General features: G+C 72.6%; 14 protein-coding genes. 1 reads left to right on the top strand and 13 read right to left on the bottom strand.

Annotated elements, in window-relative coordinates; genetic code table 11:
* Positions 1–78 precede the first annotated feature (78 nt).
* Positions 79–555, top strand: coding sequence for a hypothetical protein (locus tag ACGFZP_RS24105; RefSeq protein ID WP_392936514.1), 477 nt, complete (start codon positions 79–81; stop codon positions 553–555).
* Positions 556–605: 50 nt separating this feature from the next.
* On the opposite strand, the gene ACGFZP_RS24100 is transcribed toward ACGFZP_RS24105, so the two are convergent.
* From ACGFZP_RS24100 to gcvPA, 13 genes are all read right to left on the bottom strand, one after another.
* Positions 606–935 carry a DHCW motif cupin fold protein gene (locus tag ACGFZP_RS24100; protein WP_392936512.1) on the bottom strand — a complete coding sequence of 110 codons (330 nt, stop codon included), beginning with the start codon at positions 933–935 and terminating at the stop codon, positions 606–608.
* Positions 936–984: 49 nt separating this feature from the next.
* Positions 985–3,594: an ABC transporter permease gene (locus ACGFZP_RS24095; protein WP_392936510.1), complete on the bottom strand. Its 2,610-nt coding sequence runs from the start codon at positions 3,592–3,594 to the stop codon at positions 985–987.
* A 53-nt stretch (positions 3,595–3,647) separates the two neighbouring features.
* A complete protein-coding gene (locus ACGFZP_RS24090; RefSeq protein WP_392936998.1) occupies positions 3,648–4,415 on the bottom strand; it encodes an ABC transporter ATP-binding protein in 768 nt (255 codons plus the stop codon).
* 144 nt (positions 4,416–4,559) lie between these two features.
* Complete coding sequence (locus tag ACGFZP_RS24085) at positions 4,560–5,906, bottom strand: ATP-binding protein (RefSeq protein WP_392936508.1); 1,347 nt, start codon at positions 5,904–5,906, stop codon at positions 4,560–4,562.
* Positions 5,907–5,911: 5 nt separating this feature from the next.
* Positions 5,912–6,577 (bottom strand): two-component system response regulator CseB, encoded by a 666-nt coding sequence (gene cseB, locus ACGFZP_RS24080; protein WP_392936995.1) that lies wholly within the window; start codon positions 6,575–6,577, stop codon positions 5,912–5,914.
* A gap of 870 nt (positions 6,578–7,447) precedes the next feature.
* On the bottom strand, positions 7,448–9,016 hold the full coding sequence (locus ACGFZP_RS24075) for an amylo-alpha-1,6-glucosidase (protein ID WP_392936505.1): 1,569 nt from the start codon (positions 9,014–9,016) through the stop codon (positions 7,448–7,450).
* Positions 9,016–9,840, bottom strand: a complete 825-nt coding sequence (locus tag ACGFZP_RS24070; RefSeq protein ID WP_392936502.1) for a carbohydrate ABC transporter permease — start codon at positions 9,838–9,840, stop codon at positions 9,016–9,018. Before ACGFZP_RS24070 ends, ACGFZP_RS24075 begins: the two co-directional genes overlap by 1 nt.
* 7 nt (positions 9,841–9,847) lie before the next feature.
* Positions 9,848–10,792 carry a carbohydrate ABC transporter permease gene (locus ACGFZP_RS24065; protein WP_392936499.1) on the bottom strand — a complete coding sequence of 315 codons (945 nt, stop codon included), beginning with the start codon at positions 10,790–10,792 and terminating at the stop codon, positions 9,848–9,850.
* Complete coding sequence (locus ACGFZP_RS24060) at positions 10,789–12,093, bottom strand: ABC transporter substrate-binding protein (RefSeq protein WP_392936496.1); 1,305 nt, start codon at positions 12,091–12,093, stop codon at positions 10,789–10,791. The genes ACGFZP_RS24065 and ACGFZP_RS24060 overlap by 4 nt, the downstream gene beginning before the upstream one ends.
* 56 nt (positions 12,094–12,149) lie before the next feature.
* Entirely contained in the window at positions 12,150–12,899 is a 750-nt protein-coding gene (locus ACGFZP_RS24055) for an SDR family NAD(P)-dependent oxidoreductase (RefSeq protein WP_392936494.1), read from the bottom strand.
* Entirely contained in the window at positions 12,896–14,053 is a 1,158-nt protein-coding gene (locus ACGFZP_RS24050; RefSeq protein ID WP_392936492.1) for an ATP-NAD kinase family protein, read from the bottom strand. Before ACGFZP_RS24050 ends, ACGFZP_RS24055 begins: the two co-directional genes overlap by 4 nt.
* Positions 14,008–15,564, bottom strand: coding sequence for an aminomethyl-transferring glycine dehydrogenase subunit GcvPB (gene gcvPB, locus ACGFZP_RS24045; RefSeq protein ID WP_392936490.1), 1,557 nt, complete (start codon positions 15,562–15,564; stop codon positions 14,008–14,010). Before gcvPB ends, ACGFZP_RS24050 begins: the two co-directional genes overlap by 46 nt.
* Positions 15,561–16,910, bottom strand: a complete 1,350-nt coding sequence (gene gcvPA, locus ACGFZP_RS24040) for an aminomethyl-transferring glycine dehydrogenase subunit GcvPA (RefSeq protein ID WP_392936488.1) — start codon at positions 16,908–16,910, stop codon at positions 15,561–15,563. Before gcvPA ends, gcvPB begins: the two co-directional genes overlap by 4 nt.
* Positions 16,911–16,941: the final 31 nt, after the last annotated feature.

The raw sequence follows: 16,941 nt of genomic DNA, 5'->3' as shown, positions 1-16,941 counted from the left end.
GGGCCATCCTGGTGCCGCACCGGGTTCCACACAGCTCCGCGCACAGTCCGAGGCCCACCGCCCTCACCGGGAGAACAGATGAAGGCCCGCACCGCAGTCATCGTCGTCGCCCTCGCCATGGCCGGGCTCGCCGTCTCGGCGCCCACGGCCGGCGCCAGTGGTACCAAGCTGTCGCAGTCGACCGCCGCCGGTCAGTTCAGGAACGCCGGCATCACCTGGAGTTCCAGCGGCGGCTGCACCACCCGGTCCAACTCCACCTGCACGTCGTTCGAGCAGATCAACTCCGGCACGGTGAGCACGATCATCACCCTCAAGCAGTCCAGCGGCTGTGCCATCAACATCACGGGCGGCACCGAGGTGGGACACGCCTCCGGAACCTACAGCCACTACAACGGCTACAAGGTCGACATCTCCCGCAACTCCTGCATCGACGGCTACATCCAGAACAGCTTCACCTACATCGGCTACCGGGGCGACGGCTACCCGCAGTGGAAGGCCGCCTCGGGGAACCTGTACTGCAACGAGGGCAGCCACTGGGACATCCTGGTCTACTGACGCAGGACCCCGCGGCCCCCACCTTCCGAATCCCGCCCCTTCCACGACCGTCAGTCGACGACGAACAGACGGGCGCCCTCCTGCGTGCTGGAGCGGTGGGGCTCCATGTCGTCCCCGACCTGGTAGCTGCTGCCCGCCTTGAGCGTGACGACCTCGCCGTTCGCCAACTCGGTGGTGAGCGTCCCCTCCAGGACCAGCAGGACGTGGCCCCGACTGCACCAGTGATCCGCCACGTAGCCGGGGCTGTACTCCACCATCCGAACCCGTACCGAACCGAACTCACGCGTGCGCCACGTCGCGCTCCCGGAGTCGCCCGCGTGCTCCGTCGTCGGGACCGACGACCAGTCGGTGGTGCCGAAATTCACGCCGGTCATATCCATCCGGCGAGCCTATCCGCACGGCGGCGCACCGCGGGCCGGTGGCCCTGCGTCAGACCGCCGCGACGGCCTCCAGCGGGCTCAGCGCGGCCGCCCGGCGGGCCGGGAGGACGGCCGCCGCCACACCGACCGCGGGCGAGAGCAGGCAGACCAGCAGGAGCGTCCCCCAGGGCAGCGCCAGTGAGTACTGCTCCACCGCCCCGTTGGCCAGCGAGCCGACCGCCCAGGCACCGAACAGACCGCCCGCCAGGCCCAGCAGCGTGCCGAACGAGGCGACGATCAGGGCCTCCTGGCGGATCATCCGCCGAACGCCGGCGCGGTCCATGCCGAGGGCGCGCAGTGCGCCGATCTCGCGGGTGCGCTCGGCGACCGACATGGCCAGGGTGTTCACGATGCCCAGCGCGCCCGTCACGGCGCCGATGGCGAGCAGTCCGTACATCACGTCCAGCAGACCGCCCATGGTGCCGGCGGCGTCGCGGACGAGTGCGGGGCGGTCCTGCACCTTCAGCAGCGGGCTGTTGCCGACGGCGGTGCGCAGCCTGCCCTCGGTGGTCCGGGAGATCGCCGCGGGGTCGGTGCGGACCAGGATCCGCTGGACGGAGTGGGGCAGGAAGGCGTGCTGCTGGACCTCGGAACGGGCGGCCAGGGCGTCACGGGCGGTGGGGTTGTCCCGGTAGACGCCGACGACGGTGTACCCGGTGGGCCCCTGGCTCCGGCCGATGCGGGCGAAGACCCGGCTGCCGGTGCTCAGCCCGCTCTCCCGGGCGGTGGTGGCGGAGACGGCGATCCGGCCCGGCCCGAGGTCCTTGGCGGAACCGCTGACGAAGTCGAGCCTCATCACCTCGTCGACGGTGCCGGGGTCGACACCGGAGACGTCGTGAACGCCGCCGCCGGTGAACAGGACCGAGTCGGTGACGGCGCTCGCGGTCCGGACGCCGGAGGTCCCGGCCACCCGCTGCACGGCGGCCGGGTCGATACCGGTGGTGGGGGTACGGGAGCTGATCACGTAGTCGGCGCCGAGCCCGGCCGCGGCCTGGCGGTCGAGGGCCCGTTCGGTGGAGTTGCCGATGACGGCGAGTCCGGTGACCAGCGCGGTGCTGATCAGCAGGGTGGCTGCGGTCGCCGCGGTGCGCCGCGGGTCGCGCAGGGCGTTCTCCCGGGCGAGCCGGCCGGTGATCCCGGAGTGCCCGGCCAGGCGCCCGGTCGGCCGCCGGGTCAGTAGGCCGGTCAGCAGGTCAACCAGGCGTCCGGTCAGGCGGATCACCGGGACGGCGAGCAGCGGCGCCAGCACGATCAGCGCGACCACCAGGACGGCGCAGCCGAGCATCGCGCTCCGCAGGTTCTCCTCCGAGGCGTCCTTCGCCCCCGACAGGGACACCAGCAGGCCGGCGCCGAGGAGGAGCAGGGCAAGGCCCGCGGCACCGCGGATCCGGGACCGGGCGCCGGAGGGGGGCCGTTCGGCCGTCCGCATCGCCTCGACGGGGGCGACCCGCGCCGCCCGGCGGGACGGCAGCCACGCGGCGAGCACGGTGATGCCCACACCCACGGCGAGCGCCGCCATGACGGGGCGCGGGCCGATCACCAGGGGGCCGCGGGGCAGGGTGGCGCCGCCGGCGCCCAGGACGTCGGGCAGCACCGAGGCGATGCAGAGGCCGAGCAGGAAGCCGGCCGCCGACGCGACGAGGCCGACCAGGAAGGCCTCCGCGAGGACGGAGCGGGCCACCTGGCGGCGTGAGGCGCCGATCGCCCGCAGCAGCGCGATCTCCCGGGTGCGCCGCGCCACGAGCATCGTGAAGGCGTTGACGATCAGGAACGACCCGGTGAACAGCGAGACCCCGGCGAAGACCGTCGGCACCTTCTGGTAGCCCCGGGTCAGGGTGTCGACGAGGACGGCCTGTCGGTCGGCCTGGGCGGCGCCGGTGGTGGCCTCGGCCCGGTCGGCCGGGAGCACGGCGGTGACCCGGCGGGAGAGTTCGAACTGGTCGGTGCCGGGCGCGGCGGACAGGTCGATTCCGGTGTACCGGCCCGGGGTCGCGAACAGCGCCTGGGCGGTCGCCGTGTCGAACAGGGCCAGGGTGCCGCCGGCGGTCACCCGGGTGTCGGTGGTGGTGACGATGCCGACGAGTCGCTTGGTCATGGCCGGGCCGTCGGTGGCCAGGGTGACCAGGTCGCCGAGGGCGAGGCCGCCGGCGGCGGCGGTGCCGCGGTCCACGGCGAGTTCGTCGCCGCCCCGCGGGGCGCGGCCCTCGACCAGCGGATAGCGGCCGTCCCTGCCGTCCTTGCCCGGGACGTAGGCGCCGGCCGGGTTCGCCCCGGCCCTGACCCGCAGCGGAGTGCCGTCCGCGGCGTTCAGCGCGGCCGCTCCGTCCGCCGACGGCCGTACGGCGGCGACGCCGGGCACGTCGGCCAGTCTCCGTGCGAGTGCGTCGTCGAGCACGCTGTCCTGCTGCTCCGCGGCCGTCCCCGGCGGGGACTCCTTCGCGGTCACGGTGACGGCGATGCCGGCGTAGTCCTTCGAGGCGGCGGCGCGGTGGGCCGCGGCGGTGGAGTCGGCGAAGACGAGGGTGCCGCAGACGAACGCGACACCGAGACCGACCGCGAGGACGGTCATGGCCAGACGGGCCTTGTGTGCCAGGACGTTGCGCAGGGCTGTTCTCAGCATGGGGGGCTTTCGGGGAGGTGGAGGGCGGACGGGAGGTGCGGGGCCGCTGCGGGTCAGCTGGTGCGGGAGCGGGCGTCGAAGGCCTTCATGACGTCGAGGACCCGCTCCGGGGTGGGCTGTGCCATCTCGTCGACCAGGCGGCCGTCGGAGAGGAAGACCACGCGGTCGGCGTACCCGGCGGCGACGGGGTCGTGGGTGACCATGACCACCGTCCGGCCGAGTTCGCGCACCGAGTCGCGCAGGAAGCCGAGGACCTCCGTCCCGGCGCGGGAGTCGAGGTTGCCGGTGGGCTCGTCGGCGAAGACGATCGAGGGCTGGGAGGCCAGCGCGCGGGCGACCGCGACGCGCTGCTGCTGGCCGCCGGACAGCTGTCCGGGCCGGTGGTCGAGGCGCTGGGAGAGGCCGACCATGGAGACCACGCGGTCCAGCCACTGCGGGTCGGGCCGGCGTCCGGCGAGGGCCAGCGGCAGGGTGATGTTCTCCAGGGCGGTCAGCGTCGGCAGCAGGTTGAACGCCTGGAAGACGAAGCCGATCCGGTCGCGGCGCAGCCGGGTCAGCTGCCGGTCGTCGAGCGTGCCGAGTTCGGTGGTGCCGATCCGCACGGAGCCGGAGCTGGGCGAGTCCAGCCCGGCGAGGCAGTGCAACAGGGTGGACTTGCCGCAGCCGGAGGGGCCCATGATCGCGGTGAACCCGCCCTCCCGGAACTCCAGGTCGATGCGGTCCAGGGCCACCACCCGGGTGTCGCCGCTGCCGTGGACCTTCGTCAGGCCGGCGGCGGCGGCCGCGGTTCCGGGGGTCGTGGGCAGCGCTTGCAGCGCCAGGGGGTTGGCGGTCACGGGGACTCCTCTTCGGGTGCGGACGGGTGCACTTCGAAGGGTGTCCGGGGAACGTATCGGGGCCTGAGCCGCCGTGTATCGGCGTCCGCTCTGCTGTGCAGCAGTTCTGTAGGGGGCGCCCGGCGGGGATCAGCGGGGCAGGCGCAGGGTGGCGACGGCGCCGCCGTCCGGGGCGTTGCCCAGCCGCAGTTCGGCGCCGAGCAGCCGGGCCTGTCCCAGGGCGATGGTCAGTCCGAGGCCGTGGCCCGGGCCGCGCTCCGCGGTGCCCGTGTGGAAGCGCCGCGGACCGTGGAGCAGCAGGTCCGCGGGGAAGCCGGGGCCGTGGTCGCGCACGACGACGGTACGGCCGTCGACGAGGACCTGCACCGGGCCGGCTCCGTGCCGGTGGGCGTTGACGACGAGGTTGCCGATGATGCGCTCCAGGCGGCGCGGGTCGGTCTCCACGGTCCCCCTGCTCCGGGCGTCCTCCGGTTCCGCGCTGTCCCGGTCCGAGGCCCCGGAGCCGGTCGTCTGGTGCCCGGGGGTCTCGTGCCCGGCCGTCTCGTGCTCCCGGGCCCCGGCGACGGTGACCTCGGTGTCCAGGCCGGTGCGCGCCACGGCCTCGGAGACGACGGCGCCGAGCGGCACCCGGGCGCGGACCGGCTGTTCGGCACCGGCGTCGAGGCGGGAGATCTCCAGGAGGTCCTCGACCAGGGCCCGCAGATCGCGCACCCGGGCCCGGAGCAGGTCCTCCGTCTCACCGGGCGGCAGCAGGTCGGCGGCGGCCAGCAGACCGCCGACGGGAGTGCGCAGCTCGTGGGCCACGTCCGCGGTGAACTGGCGCTCGGTGCGGAGCCGTCGGCCGAGGCTGTCGGCCATCAGGTCGACGGTGGCGGCGATGTCGGCGACCTCGTCGCGGCCCTTGGTGGGCCCGGTCCGGGCGTCGAGGTCGCCGGCGTGGATCCGGCCGGCGGTCTCGGAGACCTGCCGCAGTCTGCGGGCGAGCAGCCCGGCCCCGTAGACGGCCAGGGGCACGGACGCCGCGAGTGCGACCAGCGAGGCGACGACCATGGTCACGTCGAGCCGGTGCAGCCCGTAGAGGTCCGGGCTCATGTTGACCCGGACGGCCAGCACCGGGCTGCCGGGACCGCCGGTCAGCTGGGCGGCCCAGACGCTCGGCCCGAGGTTTCCCTCGACGTGCCCGTCGTAGGCCGTGTGCCGGTCGCCGTCGGTCGGGTGCCGCAGTGCGGCGGGCAGTTCGGCCGGATCCAGCTCGGCACCGTCCGCCAGCGTTCCGGTGCGCCGGTAGACGTCCATGGCCGAGTACACGGCGTTGAAGGCCCGTGCTCCGGCCCGGTCGCGGATGTCCTGCGCGGTGAGCACGTGCACCAGCACGCCCACGGCCGCCGCGACCAGGCAGGCGGTGGCCGCGGCCAGGGCGGCGATCTTCCAGCGCAGGGACGCGCGGGCCGGCCGCAGCCGGTGGAACGGACGCACCGGCCTCAGCGCCTGAGCTTGTAGCCGAAACCGCGGACCGTCTCGATCCGCTCCCGGCCCAGCTTCCTGCGCAGCCGCTGCACGCACAGGTCCACCACCCGGCTGTCGCCGTCCCAGCCGTAGTCCCAGACGTTGCGCAGCAGGGTGTGCCGCTCCAGGACGACGCCCGGGCGGGCGGCGAACTCGAGGAGCAGTCGGAGCTCGGTCGGAGTCAGCGCCACCGGGCTCCCGGAGACGGACACCTCCATGCCGGCGGTGTCGATGGCGAGGTCCCCGAACGCCAGGACCTCCCCCTCGGAGCGCGGCTCCTCGGCCGCGGGCTGCTCGGGATCCGGCGCGGACGGGTAGGTCGCCCGCCGCAGCAGCGAGCGGATGCGCGCCACGAGCACGTAGGTGTCCACGGGTTTGACGACGTAGTCGTCCGCTCCGGCCTCCAGGCCGGCGACGACGTCGAGCCCGTCGCCGCGCGCCGACATCATCAGTACGGGCACCAGGCTGGTCTCCCGGACCCTGCGGCACAGGCCGATCCCGTCCAGGCCGGGCAGCATGACGTCCAGGATCAGCAGGTCGAAGTCCTCGTCCCGGAAGAGTTCGAGCCCCGTGAGCCCGTCGGCCGCGGCCTTCAACTCGTAGCCGTAGCGCTCCAGGGCGACGGTGAAGGAGCGGCGCATCAGGTCGTCGTCCTCCACCAGCAGCACGCGGACAGGGCGCGGGGAGGCCCCGGCCGGGGCGGGCGAGGACACGGGCGGACGACTCCTGGTCGGACGGGTTCGGATGGGCGCCGGTCCCGGCTGCACGCGCAGCCGGTGGCCAGAACGGAACGATACGGCAGACACCGGACACGGCGGCCGCGTCCCACGGAGGGACACGCAGCACCCTCCCGCAGGCCCTCCCGCCCGCGAACCCCCAGGCCGGAGCGGGTGGCACCGGCCCGGACGGCCGGAGGGCGCGGGATCTCCCGGCCCCGCCGGCCCCTCCGCGGCACGGCCGGCGCACGGATTCGATGCACGACCAAGCGCTCCCTGATACCCACCGGATACAAAGCCGGCCCGGTCCGGGTGCTGACACCGACTCGCCCCCCTGGTGAGCACGGAGACGAGCACGGCGGCGAGCACGGAGACGAGCACGGCGTCACCGGGGATCCGGGAAGCGGTATTTGTGCACCTTTCGGGTCCGGATGGGCGTTTCCCGGAGTAACCTGGACAGTGCCGGAAAACCTACCGGCAGGGCGATCGCGAGGAGGCGGATATATGCGGATCAGCGAAGCAGGAGCCCTGATTCTGCGGCTCGTGATCGCGAAATCCCCACCCGGCTTTGCGGGCGGGGGATAACGGGACCACCGAGGTCTCGGGGGGCGCAGGTATAGATCCTGTTGTTCAGCTTAATGCAGGGCGTGGGCCGTTTCCGCGGTGAGATGTGGAGGCGGCCTTTCTTTGCGCTCGGTCCTGTGCCTCACCGCTTTGTGCCTCCCGGCTCTGCGTATTCCGGCTTTTCGTCTCCCGGTGGCCGATGAACTCGTCCTCCTGCGCGACGGATTCCGGTCAGTCGGCGGCCAGGTCGACGAACAGGGCGGCGGACCAGCCGAAGCCGGAGGTCGCACGAGGGGCGCGGGCTCCGGTGAGGGGGTTCCAGTACTCGTAGAGGCCGCCGGTGTCGCGGACCATGGCCAGGGTGCGGTGGCGGAGTTCGTCGGCGGTGGCGGCGAAGCCGGAGCGGCGCAGGCCCTCGATGAGCAGGTAGTTGATGTTGAGCCAGACGGGGCCGCGCCACATCGCGTCCGGGTCGAAGGCGGGATCGTCGAACGCCACGGTCGGGACAGGGTGTTCGCCCCAGTAGGCGGGGGAGCGCAGGGACTCCTCCAGGGCGGCGGCCACCTCGGCGGGGAGCCGGCCGGTGAGCAGGGGCATGAGGTCCAGCGCGGTGCGCACCGGGACGTCCTCGGCATCCGCCAGGGTGCGGAACCGGGTGCCGTCCCAGCGCCTGGCGACCAGCAGTTCGGTGTGGGCGGCGGCGCGCCCCCGCCAGCGGGCGGCCTCCGCGGGCAGGTCCAGGGCGTCCGCGATGTCGGCCAGGCGGTCGGCCTGGAGGATCAGGTAGGAGCTGAGGTCGGGGGGTTCGGCCCGGGGGCCGTAGTCCCAGACGGGGCTGTCGTCGAGGCCGGAGGAGTAGGGGTGCAGATAGGCGGGGAGGCCGTCGCCGTCCGGGTCGGAGGCGGCGAACCACCACTCGTGCGCGCGGACGAGCCCGGGGTAGACCGCGGCGAGGAAGGGCAGGTCCGGGTCGGTCTCGTGGATCTTCCACACGGCCCAGGCGGCCAGCGGCGGTTTGGTGACCGGTACCGGGTCCGCGCAGGGCACGGCGCCGTTCGCCCGGCCGACGTGCTCGGCGAGCCGGGCGTGGTCCGAGCGGGGGAGGTCGGTGGTCTCGGCGAGCACGCCGTGGTCGTGGACGACGTCCGGGAGCCGGCCGTCGGGGAGCTGGTGGTCGAGCAGCAGCAGGACCTGCTCGCGGGCGAGGGCGGGCGAGGCGTGGCGCAGGGCCAGGGCGTGGAACAGCGCGTCCCAGTTCCAGACGCCCACGTACCCGTACTTGGACGGGACGAGCCCCTCGCGGCCGGCGATCGGCAGCAGGTTGACGGCCAGCGTCCACCAGGCCATCCGGGCCCGCTCCGCCAGGTCCGGCCGGACGGCCGGCATGCGGGCGAACCACGCCTCCCACCGGGCCTCGGCCGCGGCCCGCACGGCCGCCTCCGACCAGCTCCCCGGCGGGCCGACCAGGACGTGGCAGCCGGCCAGGGGCAGGCTGCGCTCAGTCCCGTCGGGCAGCCGCCAGCAGGCCCGCGCCCGCTGACCCGCGATCACCAGGGTCGAGGGGTCGGCGAACAGCAGCGACACCCCGTTCGCGAACGCCACCTCGGTGGGGGTCGCCGCGACGACCGGCAGGGGCCGCCCGGCGAGGTCGCGCACCACCAGCCCGGTCAGTTCGACGGTGTCGTCGAGAGCGGTCTCGTACTCGGACCGGGCGACCCGCAGGCCGTCCGGTCGGGCCGTGACCAGCAGCCGCGAGCCGCGCTCGGTGAACGGCCGCTCCACGAGGTCCAGTGCGAACATCAGCGCCCTCCCAGGCCCGACGAGGCCATGCTGTTGAGGATCTTGCGCTGCCCGACGAGGAAGGCGATGAGCATCGGCACCACGGTCATCGCCGACAGCGCGGCGGTCAGCCCGTAGTCGATGCCGCCCCGTTGGGCGTTGAAGGAGTCGAGCAGCAGCGGGATGGTGAAGAGGTCCGGGGTGTTCAGGAACACCAGCGGGAAGAAGTAGCTGTTCCAGCTGGCCAGGAAGACGATGATGCCGAGCGTCCACAGGCCCGGCCGGATGTTGGGCAGGATGATCCGCCAGAAGATGGTCCAGCGGCCCGCCCCGTCGATCCGCGCCGCGTCCTCCAGTTCGACCGGGACGGCCCGGATGAACTGGCGCAGCAGGAACACCGCGAACGGGTTGGCGACGGCCGGCAGAATCAGCGCCAGGTGCGAGTCGATGAGCTGGAACCTGGCCAGCATGATGTACAGCGGCACGATCGTGACCTGCGCCGGGACCATCTGGGTGGCCAGGAAGAGGCCGAACAGCGGGCCCGATCCGCGGAACGGAATCCGGGCGAAGGCGTAGGCCGCCATGGCGCCGGTGAACAGGGTGGCCGCGACGGTGACGGCCGCGATGTACATGCTGTTCCAGTAGGCCTGACCGATCGGCACCTCGTCCAGGACGTCCGGGTAGTTCCGCGGCCGCCATGGCCCGGGCAGCCAGGCCAGCGGGTCGTTGATCATCTGGCTGACGCCCTTGAAGGAGGTCAGGATCATCCAGATGAACGGGAACAGCATGACCAGGCCCCCGAGGGCGAGGCCGGTGTGCAGGAGGAGTTGTCTCCGCTTGGTCATGCCGGCCTCACGACTCGTAGTGGACGAAGCGCTTCTGCGCCTTGAACTGGATGGCCGTGACGACGAGCGTCAGCAGCAGGAGGAGCAGCGCGGCGGCGCTCGACAGGCCGAACTGGAACTCGCGGAAGCCCTGTTGGTAGACCTTGTAGACGATCGTCTGGGCGCCCTCGTTGTGGTCGGGGTTGACCAGGACGTAGATCAGGTCGAACGCCTGGAACGAACTGATCACCGACACCACCAGGGTGAAGAAGACGGTCGGCGAGAGCATCGGCAGGATGACCGAGCGCAGGGTCTGCCACGGCCCCGCGCCGTCGATCCTCGCCGCCTCCAGCAGGCTCGGCGGGATCGTGGCCAGCCCGGCCAGGAAGATCACGACGTTGAGCCCGAGCGAGGACCAGATCGTCACGACCGCGATGGCGGGGACGACCCAGACGGGATCGGCCAGCCAGTTCGGCAGCGTGGCCCCGAACAGGCTGTGCACCGTGCCGTTCAGGATGCCGTCGGTGCCGCCGCCGAGGATCATCTGCCAGATCACCGACACGGCGACCGAACTGGTCACGACCGGCAGGAAGTAGATCACCCGGTAGGCCGTCCGCCCCCGCACGCCGTGCAGGGCGAGCGCCAGCAGCAGGGCCAGGACGAGCCCGCCCGGCACGGTGATCAGGCCGATCTTGACGGTGTTCCAGACCGCGCGGCCGAAGGACGGATCGGTCAGCTGGGCGCGGAAGTTGTCCAGCCCCACCCAGGTCGCGTCGCCGAGGCCGTCCCACCGCATGAAGGACAGCACGATCGCGAAGCCGAGCGGGCCGACGAGGAACACCAGCAGGCCGAGCAGCTGGGGGGCGAGGAAGGCCGCGGCCCACCAGCGGTCCCGCCGCCGCCAGAGCGGCTCGCGGCCGCTCCGGACGGGACGGGCCCACCGGCGGGGCGAGGCCTGGGTGACGGCGCTCAACCCTTCTGGCCCTTCATGCCGTCGACCAGGCCCTGCAGCTGGGTCATGCCCTCGTCGAACCCGGTCTTGCCCTCCCAGATCTTCATCAGCTGGTCGTTGATCGCCTTGGTGAGGCCGGGGACGGCGACCTCGTCGGGGTAGTTGGCGAAGCCCTTGTCGCGCACGTCGAGGAAGGTCCGGGCGTGCGCGGGGTAGTTCCCGTCCGTCACCAGGTTCTCGGCGCCCTTGATCGACGGCACGGCGCTGCCGCCCTTGAGCCGCAGCTGCTGGCCCTCCTTGCTGACGAACTCGCTCAGGAAGGTGAAGGCCTCCTTCATGTGCTTGGTGTCCTTGTTGATGGTCAGGTAGGAGGCCGCGACCGCCCCCTGGATCGGCTGCCCGGACTCCGAGGGGAACGGCACGATGTCGTAGTTCTCGCGGTCGCCGCCCTTGTCGATGCTCTCGATGACCCAGCGGCCGCCGGCGTAGAAGCCGGCCTTGTGCTTGATGAACTGGGTGGCCGCGCTGTTGCCCTCGGGCAGCAGGTCGGCGGAGGCGAAGGTCTTGTCCCGGTAGCCGTCCGAGAGCGTCTTGAGCGCCTGCCGCGCCTTCGGGTCGGACGGCGCGACGAACCTGCCGCCGTCCCAGACCTTTCCCCCGAAGCCGTTGACGAGGCTGTAGTTCGCGCCGTACCAGTTCCAGAAGATGGAGCCGTACTTGTCCGCGGCCTTGAGCTTGGCGTTCATCTCCAGGTACTTCGCCATGGTCCACTGGCCGGACGCGTTCAGCGCGGCCGGGTCCTCGGCGATCCCGGCGGCGGCCAGCGCCTTCCTGTCGAACCAGAGGACCTCGGGGTTGGTGTCGTTCGGGACGCCGAAGGTGACGCCGCCCTTCTTCGCGCCGCCGTAGATGCCCTCGAAGAAGTCCGCGGGCCTGCTCCTGCTCAGGGGCCCGGCGAGCTGCTCGTCGAGCGGGGCGAGCACGCCGTCGGCGACGAGCTTGCCGATGTAGTCGTCGCCGACGTAGAACACGTCGGGGGCGGTCTTCGAGGTGAGCTGGGTCAGCAGCTTGGGGTGGTAGTCCTCGTAGGAGGCGACCGGTTCGAGCTTCAGGGTGATGTTCGGGTACTTCTTGTTGAAGTCGTCGGTGAAGGCCTTGAAGACCTGCATGTCCTCGGCCGAGCCCCAGGTCGACCAGCGCAGCGTGACCTTGCCGTCCTTGGAGCCGCCGGCGGCGCCCGCGCCGCCGGTCCCGCTGCACGCGGACGCGGACAGGGCGATCGCGACGGCGACCAGGATCGTTCTGCTCTTCGAAGCGGACAACGGGTGCCTCCGGGAGTTCTCTTGGGGGTGTCTCAAGGGGGTGGGGTGGAGCGCGTTCAGGCGAGGCCGCCGCCGTCGACGACGAGGGCGGACCCGGTGACGTAGCTGCTGGCGTCGCCGGCCAGGAACAGCACCGCGGCGGCGATCTCCTCCGGCGAGCCCGCGCGGCCCATCGGCCGGTCGGCGGCGTCCAGTTCGAAGGCCGGCCAGTCCACCCGGAGCTGCTGCGCCTCGTCGCGGAGCATCGGTGTCACGGTGTCGCCGGGGTTGACCGAGTTGACCCGGATGCCCGCGGCGGCGTGGTCGATGGCCAGGGCGCGCGTCATGTTGACCACCGCGGCCTTGGAGGCGCAGTAGGACAGCGCGTTGCCGCCGCCCTTGAGCCCCCAGCCGGAGCCGGTGTTGACGATGGAGCCGCCCTTGGTCATCGCCGGGATGGCGAAGCGGCACATCAGGTAGACCGACCTGACGTTGACGGCCATCACCCGGTCCCAGTCGTCGGCGGAGATCTCCAGTGCGTTCTGCCGGCGGATGATCCCGGCGTTGTTGAACAGGACGTGCAGTCCGCCGAAGGTCTGCACGGCGGTGTTCACGATCCGCTCGCAGTCGGTCTCGGACGAGACGTCGGCCCGGATGGCCGTGGCGCGGCCGCCGTCGGCCTCGATCTCCCGGACGACCTCGGCGGCGTCCGCCACGTCGGCGATGACCACGGCCGCGCCCTCGGCGGCGAACAGCCGCGCGGTGGCCCGGCCGATGCCGGAGGCGCCGCCGGTGACGATGGCGACCTTGTTCTGCAGGGTGTTCATAGGTCCTCACTTGCTGACTGGATGCGGTACATCACTGATTCGCGGTGCCCGGTGACGACCCGGGTGTGTCCGCCGAACGCGGCGTCGGCCGCGAGGTCCCCGCTGTCCACCAGCAGGGGCCGGCCGCCGAGCGCGGCGAGCTTCTGCCGGGTTGCGAGCACGGTGATCCCGGCGAGCCGCGCCAGCACGCGCGGGCTGAACTGCTGGTTGCCGCGGCCGATCACGAAGCCCTGCCCTCCGATGACGGACAGAACGCCATGCGTGACCTGTGACATGGCAAGGGTGAGCAGGGTCTGCTCGGTGACGTCCGAGGCGAGCACGGCGCCGTCCCGGACGACGTCCACACCCAGCGGCGTCAGCTCCAGGCCGAGCTCGCGCCCCACCGCGAGGGTCGTCGCCCCCGGTCCCAGCGCGTAGGCCGTCCCGGGCAGCATGGACGCCGCGACCTCGCGCGCGATCGACTCCGCCGAGCCCGGCGGCGCCGCCGAGGACCCGGTCTTGCGACCGCTGAGCCGGGCCCTCGCGGCGGGCACCCGGAGGATCCCGTACAGCCGGACCCCGACCCGACCCGACCGGTACGCCTCCTCGTCCAGGTCGACGACCTCCGCCTCGACCGTCGCCCCGTCGAAGCCGGCGGCCGTCGCCCCCGCGGCGAACGGGCTGAGGCCGAAGCACCCGGAGTAGACCTTCACCCCGGCGGGCACCCCGAGCACCGGGCTCCGCGGCCCGCCGTCCAGTACGTCCCGCGCCGTGCCGTCCCCTCCCGCGAACAGCAGCAGGTCCACGCCGCCGAGTGCCGCCACCGCCGCCCGGGTGTCCGCGGCGCCGGTGCCCGAGGCGCTCTTCGTCCTCGCCCGGGGGTGGTGGGCGATCTCGTACGGGACGCCGGCGGCGACGGCGCTGTCCTCGCCCATGGCGCCCGCGACGGTGCGGACCCGGAGGCCGGGCCGCCTGCTGTGGAGCGCCCCGAGGGCCGCGGCGGCGCGGGCGGCCGCGCGGGGGACGGCGCCCAGGGCGAGCGCCCTGGCCTGGACGTCCGCGCCGTCGCTGCCCTTGAGGGCGACGGCGCCGCCGAGCCCCGCCACCGGGTTCACGATCAGGCCGACGATCACCGACGGTGCTTCCGGCAGTAGGCGCGCCAGGTGGGCGACCACTGCGCCGGATCGTCCAGCGAGGTGGTGTCGATCCGGTGGACGCTCTGGTTGTAGGGGGCGTTCCTGACGAACTCGGGGTTCTCGCGCGCCTCGGAGGCGACCTGGGTGAGGATCGCGGCGTACTCGTCCAGGTCCTCGCGGGAGTAGGACTCCGTCGGTTCGAGGGTGAAGGGCTCGGGGACGACGTAGGGGTGGTGGCTGGTCCAGTAGTGCACGCCGAAGTCGGCGGCGCGGACCCCGATCTCCTCCGAGTGCACACCGGTCTCCTCGGACAGCTCCTGCCAGGAGTAGCGGACCTGCTCCACGCGCCGCTTGTCCGCCCAGGGGACGGAGGCGCCGGGGATCTGCAGGACCTTGTGCATCAGGTAGTTGTTGTTGAGCACCGCCGTCTCCGCGACCTCCCGCAGGCCCTCGGCGCCGAGCGCCATCACCCAGGCGTAGGCGCGCACGACATTGGGCGTGACCCCGAGGAACGGCCGGATCTTCCCGACCGAACGGGCCGGGGAGTTCAACGTGAACGCCTCGCCGTCGCGGTCGACCACCGGGCCGGGCAGGAACGGGACCAGCGCCTCGGAGACCCCGCAGGCGCCCGCCGCCGGACCGCCGCACGCGTGCGGCGTCGAGAAGGTCTTGTGCAGGTTGAAGTGGCACAGGTCGAACCCGGCGTCACGGGCCCGGGTGATGCCCAGGATGCCGTTGGCGTTGGCCTGGTCGTAGCAGGCCAGGCCGCCGGCCGCGTGGACCAGGCCGACGAACTCGCGGATCCGCGGGTTGAAGATCCCGGTGTCCTCCGGGTTGGTGATCATCAGCGCGGCGGTGCGCGGGCCGACGGCCGCGCGGAGCGCCTCGATGTCCGGGTAGCCGTCGGCGTCCGGCATCAGGGTGACGACCTCGTACCCCGCGACCTTCGCGCACGCCGCGTTCGAGGGGTGCGAGAACATCGTGGTGATGACCTGGTCGCGCTGCCCGCCCTCGCCCCGTGAGGCGTGGTAGGCGCGGATCATCGCGATGTTGGCGTAGATCGCCGCCGAGCCCGCGCCGGGCTGCAGCGAGACCCGGGCCATGCCGGAGACCTCCTTGAGGATCTGCTCCAGCCGCCAGTAGATCTCCAGCACGCCCTGCACGGAGTCCTCGGGCTGCAAGGGGTGCAGCTCGGCGATCCGCGGGTCGCGCACGAAGGTGTCGTTGACCTTCGGGCTGTACTTCATGGTGCAGGTGCCCTGGCCGACGTCGATGTTGAGATCGGCGCCCAGGGTCTCCTGGGAGAGCCGGAGGTAGTGCCGGACCACCTGGTTCTGCGACAGCTCGGGCAGCGCGGGCAGGGTCCGCCGGCCGACGCCCTCGGGCAGTTCGACCAGCGGCGCGTCCGGCGCCGGGACGCCCACGCCGCGCCGGCCGGGGCGGGAGAGCTCGAAGATGATCTCCTCGTCCCAGCGTGCCTGGTGGAAGCGGCGCAGGGCGGGCTTGGGTGCGACCGGCAGCGTGGCGAACGATTCCCCGTGCGAGCTCACTTGGCGCCTCCGATGGCTGAGAGGGCGTCCTTCACGGCCGCCGCGAGGGTGTCGATGTCGGCGATCGAGTGCCGCTCGGTGACGCAGACCAGGACCTCGCGGGGCCCGAGTCGCACGCCGCCGAAGATGTTCCTGAGCCGCAGGGCCGCGAGCAGCCCGTCGGGGTCCGCCACCTCGATGGCGAACTCGCGGAAGTGGACGGCGTCCTGGTGGCGGACCAGGGCTCCGGCCGAGGCGAGCGCCTGCATGGCGTACCTGGTCCGGGCGAGGATCGTCTCGCCGATCTCGCGCATGCCCTGCGGGCCCATCAGCGCGAGGTAGACGCCGGCCGTGATGCCCCACAGGGCGGCCGCGGTGCCCACCCACTCCTTGCCCTCCTCGCGGAGCGCGAAGGAGGTCCGGTCGTAGAAGACGTCGCCGAAGCCGTACTCGCCCGCGACCGCGGTCGGGGCGATGCCGAACAGCCGGGACGGGTACTCCGCGACGAGCCGCTCCTCGTCGTGGCTGGCGATGAACCCGGCCTGGCCGCCGCCGTACTGCTGGTGCATGCCGAGCGACTGGATGTCCCCGCAGACGAGGTCCGCGCCGTAGGAGGCGGGCGGTGCGAGCACCCCGAGCGAGATCGGGTCCGTCCCCACGACCAGCAGGGCGCCGACGCCGTGGGCCAGATCGGCCAGTTCGCGTCCGCGGGTCTCGACGACGCCGTGGAGGTCGGGCGTCTCCAGGTAGAGGCCGGCGAAGGTGTCGTCGACCCGGACCTCGCCCGGCTCCCCGGAGCCGGCCGCGGGGGTGAGCACGACCTCGATGTCCGGGGCGAGGTAGTCGCGGATCTTGGCGAGCTTGTCGGGGGCGATCGCGCTCGCGACGAGCACCCTGCTGCGGCCCGTGTAGCGCGCGGCCATCCGCAGGGCCGTCCCCGCGGCCTGGAAGCCGTCGTAGGTGGGCACGTTGACGACGTCCATCTCCAGGAGCTCGCCCATCATCGAGACGTACTCGAAGAGCGCCTGGAAGCGGCCGTGGTCCTCGAACGGCTCGCCCGCGTAGGCGGTCAGGAACTCGCCGCGTCCGTTGACCTCGTCGCACACCGCCGGGACGTGGTGCGGATAGCAGCCGTGTCCGAGGAAGCTCAGCGCCTGGGTCGTGTCGGTGTTCCTGGCCAGCAGGCCGCGCATGTGCCGGACGAGGCCCTGCTCGTCGGCGAAGGGAGCGGGCAGGTCGAGGGGGCGGTCCAGCCGGAGGTCGGCGGGGATGTCGCCGTAGAACTCGGCGACGCTCGGAGCGCCGATCTCGGCGAGCATCGCCGCCCGGGCCTCGGGCCCCGCGTTGGGGATGTAGGGATGGGTCACGGGTACTCCTCGGTGCTTCGGGGCCGGGTCG

Origin of the sequence: Kitasatospora sp. NPDC048239 (assembly GCF_043202015.1) — a bacterium.
Lineage (GTDB): Bacteria > Actinomycetota > Actinomycetes > Streptomycetales > Streptomycetaceae > Kitasatospora.
The sequence above is the reverse complement of the archived record's forward strand: the minus strand, read 5'-3'. Positions and strand labels throughout refer to the sequence as shown.

Excerpts from the sequence above, each read along its gene's own strand:
- ACGFZP_RS24070 (WP_392936502.1), bottom strand. The coding sequence starts at position 9,840 with ATGACCAAGCGGAGACAACTCCTCCTGCACACCGGCCTCGCCCTCGGG.
- ACGFZP_RS24095 (WP_392936510.1), bottom strand. The coding sequence starts at position 3,594 with ATGCTGAGAACAGCCCTGCGCAACGTCCTGGCACACAAGGCCCGTCTG.
- ACGFZP_RS24075 (WP_392936505.1), bottom strand. The coding sequence starts at position 9,016 with ATGTTCGCACTGGACCTCGTGGAGCGGCCGTTCACCGAGCGCGGCTCG.
- ACGFZP_RS24105 (WP_392936514.1), top strand. The coding sequence starts at position 79 with ATGAAGGCCCGCACCGCAGTCATCGTCGTCGCCCTCGCCATGGCCGGG.
- ACGFZP_RS24100 (WP_392936512.1), bottom strand. The coding sequence starts at position 935 with ATGGATATGACCGGCGTGAATTTCGGCACCACCGACTGGTCGTCGGTC.
- cseB (WP_392936995.1), bottom strand. The coding sequence starts at position 6,577 with ATGCGCCGCTCCTTCACCGTCGCCCTGGAGCGCTACGGCTACGAGTTG.
- ACGFZP_RS24055 (WP_392936494.1), bottom strand. The coding sequence starts at position 12,899 with ATGAACACCCTGCAGAACAAGGTCGCCATCGTCACCGGCGGCGCCTCC.